The 12,493-nt window shown below is 73.0% G+C and carries 11 protein-coding genes; 6 read left to right on the top strand and 5 right to left on the bottom strand.

All coding sequences use genetic code 11. The features are described from left to right. The first annotated feature begins 601 nt into the window (after nt 1–601). Together IE195_RS05290 and IE195_RS05285 are read left to right on the top strand one after the other, a co-directional pair. Nucleotides 602–1,405, top strand: coding sequence for a hypothetical protein (locus IE195_RS05290; RefSeq protein ID WP_191268252.1), 804 nt, complete (start codon nt 602–604; stop codon nt 1,403–1,405). 185 nt (nt 1,406–1,590) lie between these two features. Further along, nucleotides 1,591–3,219, top strand: a complete 1,629-nt coding sequence (locus tag IE195_RS05285) for a serine hydrolase domain-containing protein (RefSeq protein ID WP_191268251.1) — start codon at nt 1,591–1,593, stop codon at nt 3,217–3,219. 8 nt (nt 3,220–3,227) lie between these two features. Here the strand turns inward: IE195_RS05285 and IE195_RS05280 are convergent, their stop codons facing one another. Then, nucleotides 3,228–3,908, bottom strand: a complete 681-nt coding sequence (locus IE195_RS05280) for a response regulator (RefSeq protein ID WP_191268250.1) — start codon at nt 3,906–3,908, stop codon at nt 3,228–3,230. After that, entirely contained in the window at nt 3,905–5,197 is a 1,293-nt protein-coding gene (locus IE195_RS05275; RefSeq protein ID WP_191268249.1) for a sensor histidine kinase, read from the bottom strand. The genes IE195_RS05280 and IE195_RS05275 overlap by 4 nt, the downstream gene beginning before the upstream one ends. Nucleotides 5,198–5,302: 105 nt before the next feature. Between IE195_RS05275 and IE195_RS05270 the strand changes: the two genes are divergently transcribed. Beyond that, a complete protein-coding gene (locus IE195_RS05270) occupies nt 5,303–5,737 on the top strand; it encodes a thiol-disulfide oxidoreductase DCC family protein (protein ID WP_191268248.1) in 435 nt (144 codons plus the stop codon). Next, nucleotides 5,737–6,150: an SdpI family protein gene (locus IE195_RS05265; protein WP_191268247.1), complete on the top strand. Its 414-nt coding sequence runs from the start codon at nt 5,737–5,739 to the stop codon at nt 6,148–6,150. The genes IE195_RS05270 and IE195_RS05265 overlap by 1 nt, the downstream gene beginning before the upstream one ends. A 24-nt stretch (nt 6,151–6,174) precedes the next feature. Here IE195_RS05265 and IE195_RS05260 read toward each other — a convergent pair whose 3' ends face one another. Further along, complete coding sequence (locus IE195_RS05260) at nt 6,175–7,059, bottom strand: 3-methyladenine DNA glycosylase (protein WP_191268246.1); 885 nt, start codon at nt 7,057–7,059, stop codon at nt 6,175–6,177. 51 nt (nt 7,060–7,110) lie between these two features. Here IE195_RS05260 and IE195_RS05255 point away from each other — a divergent pair, with 51 nt between their 5' ends. Further along, nucleotides 7,111–7,707 (top strand): HD domain-containing protein, encoded by a 597-nt coding sequence (locus IE195_RS05255; protein ID WP_191268245.1) that lies wholly within the window; start codon nt 7,111–7,113, stop codon nt 7,705–7,707. Between the two features lie 22 nt (nt 7,708–7,729). Here IE195_RS05255 and IE195_RS05250 read toward each other — a convergent pair whose 3' ends face one another. After that, a complete protein-coding gene (locus IE195_RS05250; protein ID WP_191268244.1) occupies nt 7,730–9,529 on the bottom strand; it encodes a mediator of RNA polymerase II transcription subunit 21 in 1,800 nt (599 codons plus the stop codon). A gap of 273 nt (nt 9,530–9,802) precedes the next feature. Here IE195_RS05250 and IE195_RS05245 point away from each other — a divergent pair, with 273 nt between their 5' ends. Next, on the top strand, nt 9,803–11,227 hold the full coding sequence (locus tag IE195_RS05245) for an aldehyde dehydrogenase family protein (protein WP_191268243.1): 1,425 nt from the start codon (nt 9,803–9,805) through the stop codon (nt 11,225–11,227). Nucleotides 11,228–11,347: 120 nt separating this feature from the next. On the opposite strand, the gene IE195_RS05240 is transcribed toward IE195_RS05245, so the two are convergent. Further along, nucleotides 11,348–12,433: a trypsin-like serine peptidase gene (locus tag IE195_RS05240; protein ID WP_191268242.1), complete on the bottom strand. Its 1,086-nt coding sequence runs from the start codon at nt 12,431–12,433 to the stop codon at nt 11,348–11,350. Nucleotides 12,434–12,493: the final 60 nt, after the last annotated feature.

The following is a 12,493-nucleotide window of genomic DNA, read 5'->3' as shown; positions in this document are numbered from 1 at the left end:
GTAGCAAGATCACGGGTCGAGGGTGGGCCGGGTGAAGCAGCGGCACACGTACACCTGGGTGTCGAGCGGGCCCGCCACGGTGCCGTCCTGCAGGGCGATCGACCCCATGGATCTCACAGACCCCATGGATCTCACGGATTCCACTGATCTCACAGACCCCGCGGATCTCACAGACCCCGCGGATCTCATGGATCCCGGAGGACTCGCGGACTCCCGGCCCTGCCGGAGGGAAGGACAGGGCCCGGCAAGGAGCCACTGGTCTTCGTGGCAGGGGGCCGGGGCGGTAGGGGCGGATCTCCGCGTCGGTCATGGGTCCGGCCTCGGTGGCCCGAACGCGGGCCACCAAGGGCTTTGCGTCCGCGCGGGCCGTCCTCGCGGCCACAGTCCGGCCCGGGCGGAGTCCTGAACAGGCAGAACCTCGCGGTCACCCTTCGCGGTCGAACCATTCCGAGTCTTCCGAGCCAAGTTTCTTGATCGTGATTTTTCGGTTATGGGTTTGTCAGGCCTGCCACGGGGAAGAGCAGTAAGTTTCTTGTGTACCTTCCGCAACTTCTGTCCACTCCCGCCCCGGTGGACCGTATCGACCACACAGGAGTCCCCCGTGTTCCCTTCCCCCGGCACCGGTGCGCTCAGCACCCGACTCATCACCGGCGTAGCCCTCACCGCCGGTCTCGTCCTCGGCAGCGGTGCCTTCGCCGCCGCGGCCCCCGGCGCCCCCGGTGACAACGGAACGGTGAAGATCCACAACCCCGAGACCCCGGACGAGGACAACAGCAACGAACCGAAGGTCTGCGACTTCCGGGTCGCCGCCTTCGGCTTCGACTCCGTCCAGGAGGTGTCCTGGGAGATCCTGGCCCACGGCGGGTCGAACGACGCGGGCACGGTGAAGCTGGACGGCGAGCTCGTCCTCGACGAGGAGGGCGCCGGCAGCACCGAGCTCCTCACCCTCGACGACGGCCACTACAAGCTGGAGTGGACCTTCGAGGGGCAGAAGGGTAAGGCCAAGCACAAGGTCTTCAAGGTCGAGTGCGCCGACGAGGAAGAGGAAGGCGAGACCGACCCGACCCCGACGCCGACCCCCACCCCGACCGACGAGCCGGAGACGGAGACCCCCGAGGACCCCGAGAACCCGGAGGAGACGGAGACCCCCGAGGTCCCGGACGACGGCAAGACCCCCGGCGGGGAGACCGAGCAGCCTGGGGACGGGGCCACCGAGGAGCCCGAGCCCACCACCCCCGTCACCGAGCCGGGCCAGACCCCGGAGGACGACGGTGACGACCTCGCCGTGACCGGTTCGGCCCTGGCCGGCCTGGTGGCCGCGGGCGCCCTCGCGGCGGCCGGCGGCGGTGCGGCCCTGTACATGAGCCGTAAGCGCCGCGGCGAAGGCGCCGACACCGAGGCGTAGGCAGAGCGCGGCGCACCGGCTCCGCCAGGTGCGCAACAGGGGCGGGATCCGCACGGGTCCCGCCCCTCGCCGTGTCCGGGCGGAGGAGGCCGGGGCTCGGTCATGACAGCAGGCACGGCCCGACGTGCAGCGGACCGTGACATCCGTGACTGGTCCCCGGGGCCCGGGGCGCGAAGAATCGGGGCATGCCCTCCCCCGACTCACCGCACCCGGCACCGTCCCAGGGCCGGACCGCACCCCAGCCCCCCGACCCGCACCGCGTCCGGCCGGTCCGCGCCCGGCCCGCGCCCCGTGCAGTTCTGTTGAGGGCGCTCGCCGTCGGCGCGGCGGTCGGAACCACCGCGTTCCTGCTCTTCCCGTTCCTGCCGAACCGCTCGGCGGCACCGGCGGCGGAGTTCGAGGGCGACGAGGCCCTGGCCGCCGACGTCTCGGCCGCCCTGGACCCCGACCGGGTCCAGGGCCTGGCCGTCGCCCGCTTCCCCAACGGCGCCCCCGACCAGGTCGAGTGGGTGACCGCGGGCACCGCCGACGGCACTGCGCCGATCACCCCGGACACGCCGTTCGAGACCGCCTCGGTGTTCAAGGTCTTCACCGCGATGACTCTCGCCGACATGGTGGCCGAAGGCGAGACCTCCCTGGACCGCACCCTCGGGGAGATCTTCCCGGACACCGGGTTCGCCGACCCGGCGTTCGCCGAGGCGACCCTGGAGGACCTGGCCACCCACCACGCCGGGTTCGTGACGCAGACCGAGACCGGCCCGCTCGGGATGCTGCGCGCTCAGGGGACCGGCGACAGCTACCGCACCGCCGTGCCGCCCCTGGAGTTCGCGGCCACTACCGACTCCCTCGCCCCGGGCAGCTTCATGTACAGCAACGCCGGGTACGCACTCCTCGGTGAGGCCCTCGCCGAGGAGTCCGGCATCCCCTACCCGGAGCTGGTCCGGGAACGGGTTCTGGACCCGCTGGGCCTGGACGACACCGTGATCAGCGACGCGGGGGTGCCGGAGGGCGGGGCCGGTCCGCACACCGAGCCCGGGGCGCGCGTCCAGGACTGGCGCAACGCCGACTACGCAGCTGCCGGGGTCGCGACCTGGAGCACCCCCGAGGACCTGGTCCGGTTCATGGCCGCGGTGGCCGAGGGCGACGCCCCCGGCGCGGACTCCCTGGAGCCCGTCCACGAGGCGGTCGGGTTCGCGGTGCCCCAGCCGGAGCTGGAGGGGCTCGGCATGGCGCTGGGCTGGCACCTGATCGACGTGCCCGGCGTCGGCCAGGTGACCTGGCACAGCGGCGGCACCCTGGGTACCCGCACCATGGTCGCCACCGACGGGGAGAGCTCGGTCGTGGTCATGGCCAACAGCTTCGGCGTCGAGGCACCCGCCCTGGCCTTCCAGCTGCTCGGTGACGACCCCCGGGAGATCCCCGGGCGCTCGGACCCGGCCAAGCTGGCGCAGACCGGCGCCATGGTGCTGGTCCCCGCCGTGCTCCTGCTCGCCCTGGTTCTGCGCCGCCGCACCCTCATCACCCAGCGGCCGCTGGACCGGCTGAGGATCGTCTCGCTCACGCTTGGCGCCCTGGCCTGGAACCTGGTCGCACTGCGGCTCGGTAGCTGGACGGCGACCCCGGCGCTGGCCTGGGCTCTGGGCACGGCCCTGGTCGCGGCCGCGATCGCGGTCGGTGCGTGGCACTGGCGGCGGGTACCGGTGGAGGCGGGCCGGTTCCGCTGGCTGCACGTGCCCGTGTTCGCCCTGTCGGTGCTCCTCTCCCTCGGGCTGGGGTCGCTGATGCTGTGGGGGCTCGCGGTCGCCTGGTCCTGAGCCGGGGCTCACCCGTGCCGGTCCTGCTCCCACGACCTGTACCAGAGCGCGAGTGCGGTGCGGTCCCGCAGGTCCAGTTTGCGCAGGATGTTGGTGACGTGGTTGCGGACGGTCCCCTCGGACAGGAAGAGGCCGCGGGCGACCTCGCGGTTGCTGGCCCCGGACCCGACGAGGCGGGCCACCTCCAGCTCCCGTCCGGTGAGACCGTGGCCGACGGGGGCTGCCGGAGCGGCGGCCGTTCCGGGGACCGCCGGGGGCAGCACGGCGATCAACCGTTCCGCGGCGTGCCCGAACAGGACGCTCTCCCCGCGCGCCGCCCGCCGGACGGACTCCGCGACCTCCTCGGGTTCGGCGTCCTTGAGCAGGTACCCCTTCGCGCCCGCCCGCAGGCAGGCGAACAGGTGCTCGTCCTCGTCGAAGCTGGTGAGGACGATCGCGGCCACCTCGGGGTGCTCCGCCGCGAGGCGTCCGAGCAGCTCGGTGCCGTCCATCCGGGGCATGTGCACGTCCACCAGCGCCACCTGCGGGAACACGGCCCGGTCGGTCGAGGCGAGCAGTTCGAGGGCGGCCAGTCCGTCGGCCGCCTCACCGACCACCTCGATGTCGCCCTCCGCGGCCAGGAGCCGGGCCATCCCGCGCCGTACGATCCGGTGGTCGTCCACCAGCAGTACCCGAACCCGCTCCGTCACGGTGCCACCTTCGGTCGGCGGGCCCCGTCCCCTGCCATGACCGGGAGCCGGACCCGGAACTCGAACCCGCCGCCGTCGCGGGTTCCGGTCTCCAGTGTGCCGCCCAGCCCGGCGAGGCGCTCGCGCAGCGCGGTCAACCCGAACCCGGGGGCGCTGTCGCCCGGCCCCCGGCCGTCGTCGGTGACGAGGAGGTCGAGCCGGTCCGGCCCGGCCTGCACGGCCACCTCGATCCGGGTCGCCGCCGAGTGCCGGAGCGCGTTGGTCAACGCCTCCTGGACACTGCGGAAGGCGACCAGCTCGGCCTCTCCGTCCAGGTTCTCGGGCCACCCGCCGCTGCTGGTGAAGGCGGTGGACACCCCCAGCTCCCCGAAGGAGTCGGTGAGCGAGCGCAGCGCGGCCGGCCCGGACCGCCCGGTCAGCCCGACGGGCTTGAGCGCACGGACCCAGCGGCGGGTGTCGGCCAGGGTCTCCTTGGTCAGCCGCCGGGCCCGCCCGATGTCCTCGCGCAGATCGTCGATCAGCTCCCGGGACAGGTCCGTCGGCAGTGCGGCGGCGGTCCGTTCGGCGTTGACCAGGCTCAGGTGGACGGCGCTCAGGTGGTGGCCGGTGCTGTCGTGCATCTCCCTGGCCATCCGGGCGCGCTCGTCGGCGATGGCGCGCTCCCGGTCGCGTGCGGCGTGCGCGCGCAGCAGGGCGTGGGCCTCCTCCAGCTCCGCCAGGAGTTCACGGGTGCGCCGGGCCTGGCGAGCGGCACCGGCCAGGGCCAGCACGGCGGCGAGCACACCGAGGCAGTAGACGGACATGAGCGCGCCGTTGAACAGGGCGTACCCGTTGGCCAGCGCCGGGTGCGCCAGACCGACGCCGGCGTTGACCAGACCGAACACCACTGCCATGACCAGTCCTCCGGCCAGTCCGAAGGCGCACGCGGCGGCGGCGACGGAGACGGCCACCAGTCCGTAGGCACCGAAGTCCATGGCGGGCAGGAGCAGGGGAGCGGCGGCGAGGAAGGCCGCGGTCGCGGCCCGGCGGCGGAGCGGGGCACCGCGCTCCCAGGCGGTGAACGGCCACAGCGCGCACACCGGGACGGCGGCGCCTAGCATGACGAGGAAGAGCGGGTCGGGGTGCGGGAAGGGCGCCGGGACGACCCTCCCCTCGGCAAGCGATCCGAGGCCGCGCACCAGGACGAAGCCGAGCATGGTGGCGCCGAACAGCAGGTGGAACAGGAGCCGGGGCCGGGGGCCGTGCGGATCGAGGAGGTCGGGGAGCGACCGCTGTGGGTGGTCGGGCATGGGCCAACTCTGCCAAACGGGCCCCGGGCCCGCGAAGGGGGCATGACGGACGGACCATGACATCCGTGACTGTCACGGCGCGCGGACCTGCGGCAGAATGGGGGTATGGGACGAGGAACGGACACGAGCGCGTTTCCCGGTGCCGGGCTCTTCCTGTACGACCGGGACTGCGGTTTCTGCCAGCGGGCGGTCGGCTTCGCCCGGGACCGGCTGCGCACCCGGACCGCCTTCGCGGCCTGGCAGGACGTTGACCTGGCCGCCGCGGGGCTCACCCCGGAGCAGGCCGACGAGCGGGCCTGGGTCGTCTACCCGGACGGGCGGCTGCTCGCCGGGGGCGACGCGGTCGCCGGGGTCCTGCTGGCGTCGGGACTCCCAGCCAGGGTCCTGGGCCGCCTCATGCTGCTGCCCGGGGTGCGCCTGTTCAGCCGTGCCGCCTACCGGGTCGTGGCCGCCAACCGGTACCGGCTCCCGGGCGGAACCGCCGCCTGCGCCCTGCCCCCGGAGGACACCTCCGCACGGAGAACGACGAAGGACCGGTAGTGACCCTGATCGCCCAGCCCGCCGAGCAGACCATCCCCCTCGCCCCGCTGATCCTGGTGATGCTGAGCCTGTCCGGCGCGGCCGTGGCACTGGTGGCGATGGGTGTCCTGGGGGCGCGACGGCGGATCGGACCCAACGAGCTCTTCGGGATCCGCACCAGGTACACCCGGTCCAGTGACGCCGCCTGGTACGCGGTGCACGAGGCCTGCGCCCGCTGGTCGGTCCTGGCAGGACTGGCCTTCCTGCCGGCCGTGGTGCTCACCCCGCTGGTCTCCGACCCGGACGCCCAGACCGTCGCGATCCTGGGCCCGGTGTCCGCGGGCATGCTGCTGCTGATCACGGGCTTGCGGCGGGGCCACCGCCTCGCCCGGGAACGCCTGGCCCGTGAGGAGGGCCGGGCCGACCTGCCCTGAGGCGCTCCGCCCCTCGCGGCCCCGTCAGGACGCCGCGCGCAGGTCCCGGCACACGGCCAGGAGCCGCTCGCGCAGGACCGCGCCGCGTTCGGCGAAGTCCCGCTGGTACTCCATGTAGGCGGCCTTGCCCTCGGCGGTCTCGATCCGCACCGGCTGGTACCCCCAGTCCCGGAGGTCGTACGGCGAGGCGCGCATGTCCAGCACGCGGATCTCCCTGGAGAGCTCGAAACAGTCCGCGACCAGTTCCGACGGCACCGCCGGGGTGAGCTTGTACGCCCACTTGTACAGGTCCATGTTGGCGTGCAGACAGCCCGGCTGGTCCAGCTCCGCCTGCGCCTCCCGGGTCGGCTGGAGTGTGTTGAGCGGGCGCGCGGGTCCGGTGAAGAACCGGAAGGCGTCGAAGTGCGAGCACTGGACGCGGTGCGACTCCACGACCCGGTCGGTGCCCTCGTGGCCCAACCGCAGCGGGACCTGGCCGTGCCGGACCTCCTCGGTCCGGTACACCATCGCCCACTCGTGCAGGCCGAAACAGCCCAGGTGCGCGGGGCGCTCGGCCACCGAGGACAGCAGGCGCTCCACGAAGTCCAGCACCGGGCGGGCGGCCAGGAACGCGGGCACGTCCAGACCCACCCCGCCGGGGAGTTCGGTGTAGAACCGCTCCGGGAGCCGGTCCCGGGCGCCCCCGCCCAGCAGCACCGACCCGACACCGGGATGCCAGCGCCGCAGCTGCGCGGGTTTGAGGTTGTAGTAGGTGAACAGGAAGTCCTCGACCGGGTGCCGCTCACCCGCGCTTCGGCGCCGCAGGTGGTCGCCGACCAGCGCGTCCACGCGCCGCTCGTGCCGCTCGGCGCGCTCGCGCCACTCCGTCTCCGCCAGGCCCGTCACGGCCTCGGTGCTCGTTCCCGTCACGGGCCCCAGGGTATGCGCAGACGGGGCGGGGCCTGCGGTTAGTGTGCGGATGTGCTGATTCCCACCGACGAACAGATCCGCGCCCTCCACGAGCGGCACGCACCCACCCCCGAGGCCTTCGAGCGCGTGTACACGCACTGCCGGGCGGTGTGCGCCGTGGCCGAACAACTCCTCGACCGCGCGGCCCCCGGGGTGAACGCCGACCTGGTCCGCGCGGGGTGCCTGCTGCACGACATCGGCGTCTACCGGTTGATCGACGGCTCCGGGCGCATCGACCACGCCCGCTACGTCAGCCACGGGGTGCTCGGCCACGGGCTCCTCGCGGGGGAGGGGATGCCCGAGACCCTGTGCCGGTTCTGCTCACACCACACCGGTGTGGGGGTGACCAGCGACGACGTTCGTGAACAGGGCCTGCCCATTCCGGTCGCCGACTACCTCGCCGAGTCCCCCGAGGAGGAACTGGTGATGTACGCCGACAAGTTCCACAGCAAGACCGACCCGCCGGTCTTCCACTCCGTGCAGAGCTACGCCGCCAAGGTCCGGCGGTTCGGCGCGGACAAGGAGATCCGGTTCAAGGAGATGGTGGACTCCCACGGTGAACCGGACCTGGCGCCGCTCTCCCGGAGCTTCGGGCACCGGGTGCTCTGAGCGCGCGCCCGGGCCCGGCGGCTCAGTTGGACTGCTGGACGGGCAGGTGGCGGCCCAGGTAGCCCACGTACACCCGGTTGGTGGTGTCCGGGCCCAGGTGCGGGAAGAAGTACAGGCGCGGACAGATGCCGTACTCGATGTCCAGTTTGATGTGCGCGTACATCGGTACCCGGCCCGCCGGGTCCACCTCGGCCGGGACCCGGAACACCCGCTTCTCGTTGAGCTTTCCCCGGTTGCGCACGTAGTCCGACTCCTGCGAGGCCAGCCTCTTGACCGGGATCACCCGGTAACCGTCCGGGGGTTCGCGCAGGTAGGAGTGGAACCCCAGACCACTGCCGGGGTTGTCGAACTGGTAGCGGGCGTAGTCGTTCAGGGCCAGCAGGGCCTCCCAGGCCCGGGTCACCCAGAGCGTCTCCTTGCGGCTCTCGGACAGCTCGTACACCGTCTGGTCCTCGATGGTGAAGAACAGGTGGGGCAGCGCCGTCCCGTCGGTGATCCGCTCCAACAGCTCCGACACGCTGGACGGGGGGCGCTGCTCGGGGTCGCGTGGTGCCGGGGCCGCGGCCAACCGGAACAGGCCCGCCTCCCGCACCTGGTCGCGCAGCCACCGGGCCTCGTGACGGGCGGCGCGCCGTTCCTCCCGGGCGGTGTCCAGTTCCTCGGTCAGGTCCGCGGTCTCCGCGAGCAGCGCCTGGCGTTCCTCCGACAGCTCCCCGATCCGCGTGCTCAGCCGGCGCACCTCCTCCCTGAGGCGCCGTGTCTGCTCCTCCTGGGCCTGGGTGGCGGCGAGTTCCGCCATGGTGACCGAATCCTGCTCGGACTGGTGGGCGATGGCGTTCCCCGATCCGGTAGGCGTTGTCCGCGCAGGGAGCGGAGCGGGAGCGTACGGTCTCCGGCGCAGGTCCTCGGTCTCCTCCGTCAGGAGGGCGTCGATCGCTCTGAGCGGCCCGGGCAGGGTGAGTCCGAGGGCGTTGTCGCGGACCTTCCGGGAGAGGGCGGCGCCCACCCAGTTGCGCACGCGTGCGCCGTCGCGGGCGGTGTCGAGCGTGGCCGGGCTCATCCGGGGGTGGCGCTGGGCGTTCTCCGTGTCGGTGAGGTCCACCCCGGGTAAGAACGTGCGCACCCCGCCGGCGGGGACGTCCAGGTCCCGGGGGAGCAGGCGGCCCACCCGTTCCAGCGCGGCCCCGTCCAGCACGTACCCGGCGCACATGCCCATGCAGCGGGACAGCACGCCCGCCATAGTGTTGCGCCAGTCGGCGACGGTCACGCCCTCGGGCGCGCCGGTGGCGACGACCGCCATCCGTCTGAGGGGGTCGCGGACGGTCGAGAGCAGGGCGGACACGTCGGCTTCCTCGCGGCCGCGCACGATCCTGGGGCAGGGGTGCAGCGGGTGCGCACCGTCGTACGCGCCCACCGACTCCAGCAGCATCCGTGCCGCCTCGGGCGGCATCACGTCCAGCCGGGGGGCGTCCGGTGCCGGGGCGGCGGTCGCGGCGTCGACGGTCATGTCGATCCACACGTGGTTCCACGGGGAGAGTTCGGGGTCGACGACGACGGTGGCAAGGGTCCGCCACACCCCGTCCGGCTTCTCGGACTCCGTGGTCAGGCGGAGGAAGGTGAGGCCCTCGTCTGCGTTGTCGTGCCGCGCGACCAGCGCACGGGAGCGGTTGCTGAGTTCATGGCGGCCGGAGGACCCGAAGTCCACCCGCGCGCCCGAGTTGCCGCGTTTGCTCAGCCAGCGGGAGAGTACGGCCGAGGCGACGGCGACGAGGTCCCCCTCGTCGTCGGGGACGGCGACGAGCGTGCGGTAGACGAGCGGCAATGGGCACTCCCGGGTTCCCGTCGGCGGCGGTGGACCCGAGGGTCTGGCCGAACGTGCTGGCAGAGCCCTCTCCCACCACTGTGTATCAAGGAGCGCGCGGACGCCAGCCGGTTGACGGAAGATCCGCTGGCGGGATTGTCGTCCCGCAGCCGTCGCGACCGCCGACCACGCGGGGTCCGACGCCGTCAATGCGCCACAGTGGCCAACGCGAGCGTTCGGATTGGCAACTGTGGACAAGGCGGCCGGTGTCTTCGGGGGTCTAGCGTCGCGGACATGACCACGCACCCGTTCTGGCTGGCCGGCACCGCTGCGACCGGCGACACCGAGATGACCGTTCTCAACCCCTACACCGGCGGGGCGGCCGGCGTCGTCGCCGTGCCGACCGCGGCCCAGGTGGAGGCCGCCGTCGCCGCCGCGCACGCGGTGGCCGCCGAGGCCGCCGCCCTGCCCGCGCACGTGCGGGCCGGGGCCCTCGACCACGTCTCCCGGCGGATCGCCGAACGCGCGGAGGAGATCGCCCGGGTCATCACCGCCGAGAGCGGAAAGCCGATCAAGTGGGCCCGTGCCGAGGCGGGGCGCGCCGTCTCGGTGTTCCGCTGGGCCGCGGAGGAGGCCCGCCGGGACAGCGGCGAGCTCCAGCGCCTGGACACCGATCCCGGCGGCACCGGGCGGATGGCCCTGGTCCGCCGGGTCCCCAAGGGGCCGGTCCTGGGCATCTCCCCGTTCAACTTCCCGCTCAACCTGGTCGCCCACAAGGTCGCCCCGGCCATCGCCGTCGGCGCTCCGGTGGTCCTCAAGCCCGCACCGGCCACTCCGATGACCGCCCTCCTCCTCGGTGAGATCCTCGCCGAGACCGGACTTCCCGAGGGCATGTTCTCGGTGCTGCCCATGCCCAACGAACTCGCGGCGCCGCTGATCACCGACGAGCGGCTGCCCGTCATCTCCTTCACCGGCGGCCCGTTCGGCTGGGAGATCCAGCGGCGCGCCCCGCACAAGCACGTCACCCTGGAACTGGGCGGCAACGCCGCGGCGGTGGTGCTGGACGACGCCGACCTGGACTGGGCTGCCCGGCGGGTGGCGCTGTTCGGCAACAACCAGGCCGGTCAGGTGTGCATCGGGGTCCAGCGGGTCGTGGTCACCGACGCCGTCCACGACGACTTCCTTTCGCGCCTGGTCGACCGGGTCGAGGCACTGGGCACCGGCGACCCGGCCGACCCGGGGACCGACGTCGGTCCGCTGGTCGACGAGGCCGCGGCCGAGCGGGTGGCGTCCTGGGTCGAGGAGGCGGTCGCCGCCGGGGCCCGGCTCCTGACCGGCGGTCACCGTGACGGCGTCACCATGGCGCCGACCGTCCTGGCCGACGTTCCCTCCGACGCCAGGGTGGTGCGTGAGGAGGTGTTCGGCCCGGTGCTGGTCGTGCAGCGGGTCGCTGACACCGACGCCGCCTTCGCCGCGGTCAACGACAGCGACTTCGGCCTGCAGACCGGGGTCTTCACCCGGGACCTGCCCACCGCCTTCCGGGCCCACCGGGAGCTGGAGGTCGGCGGTGTGGTCATCGGTGACGTGCCCACCTTCCGCGCCGACCAGATGCCCTACGGCGGCGTCAAGCGCTCGGGCGTGGGCAAGGAGGGGCTGCGCGCGGCCATGACCGACCTCACCCACGAGCGCGTCCTGGTGCTCACCGGCATCGACCTCTAGTGCCGAGGCGTCGTCCCGTGCCGGCACGGGACGACGGCCGGGTGTCCGGCGGGGCGGCGGCGGCCGGTCGGGGCCGCCACCGCCCCGCCGTTTCCGGTGGGTTCGCGGTTCCCGGCGGTCCTACAGCTTGGCGGCGTGTTCGAAGAGGCGCTCGGCCTCCGCGCCCAGGCGCGGCCCGTACTGGGTGTTGCGGTCGTCGGCGTACTTGAAGCTGACGACCGAGGAGACGGTGCCCCTGCCGGTGGCGGTGTCGAAGTCGCTGAACCAGGGGCCGCCGCTGGAGCCCTGGGTCATGGTGCAGCGGACCCCGTTGGCTGTGGTGCCGCCGGTGTCCGGGACGGTCCGCCCGGAGCAGTAGTGCAGGTCGCGGCCGTCGTAGGGAGAGGCCGACGGGTAGCCGAAGGTGTACACCTGTACGCCCTCGCGGACCCGCTCCTCGGTCCAGGTGTCGAAGGCCAGGCGCTGGGCGCCGACCCGGTCCTGTACCGGGGTGCCGTCGTCGCTGTTGAGCACCACCATCGCGAAGTCGTAGCTGTCGTCGGCCTGGCGGGCCCACTTCGGGGAGACCATCAGGTCGCGGGCGGTGAACCTGCCGTAGGGGTCGGCGCCGTCGTCGTGGCCGGGGACGAAGGTCCAGTTGCGGGCCCAGGAGCCCCGGCCGTCCTTGGCGCAGTGCCCCGCGGTCACCAGGGTGCTGCTGTTGGCGGCGTCCACGACCGAGGCCGAACAGGTGAAGTCGCGGCCGTCCATGGTCAGGTACACCTTGCCGGTGGTCCTTGCGACCGGGCCCCCGTCGCCCCAGAGTTCGCCGTCGCTGTCGGGGCGGGCGGCCTGGGGCTCGGTCTCGGCGGCGTCGCGGCGGGGCCCGGAGAGTCCGAGGGCGGAGTCGACCAGGCTGGAGATGGGCTGGGCCGCGGCCATCCTGTCGCTGGTCCAGTAGTCGAGGACGGCGTCGTGCTGCTCATCGGTGACCGCTCCGGCCTGGTGGACGACCCCGTCCGTCCCGTCCGTTCGGGAGAGGGAGGCCTGGCTCTGGCGGGCCGGCGCCTCGGGGGCCTGGGAGGCCGGGAGCACGGCCGGGGCGTGGATGGCCCGGGTCACCGCCGCTGCCGGGGCGGGAAGTCTGTCGATGAGGGCCAGACCCCCGACGGCGACCGCGGCGGCGGCCAGCGGGGCGAGGATCTTCTGTGTGGTGGACGAGGTCATGGCCACGATCTTTGCATACTTGGAGTAGTCTATTGACTACTTTAGGTTTGTGTCGTGGCT

Origin of the sequence: Nocardiopsis terrae, assembly GCF_014651695.1 — a bacterium.
Taxonomy (GTDB): Bacteria; Actinomycetota; Actinomycetes; order Streptosporangiales; family Streptosporangiaceae; genus Nocardiopsis; species Nocardiopsis terrae.
This window is presented reverse-complemented; position numbering and strand designations above follow the sequence as displayed.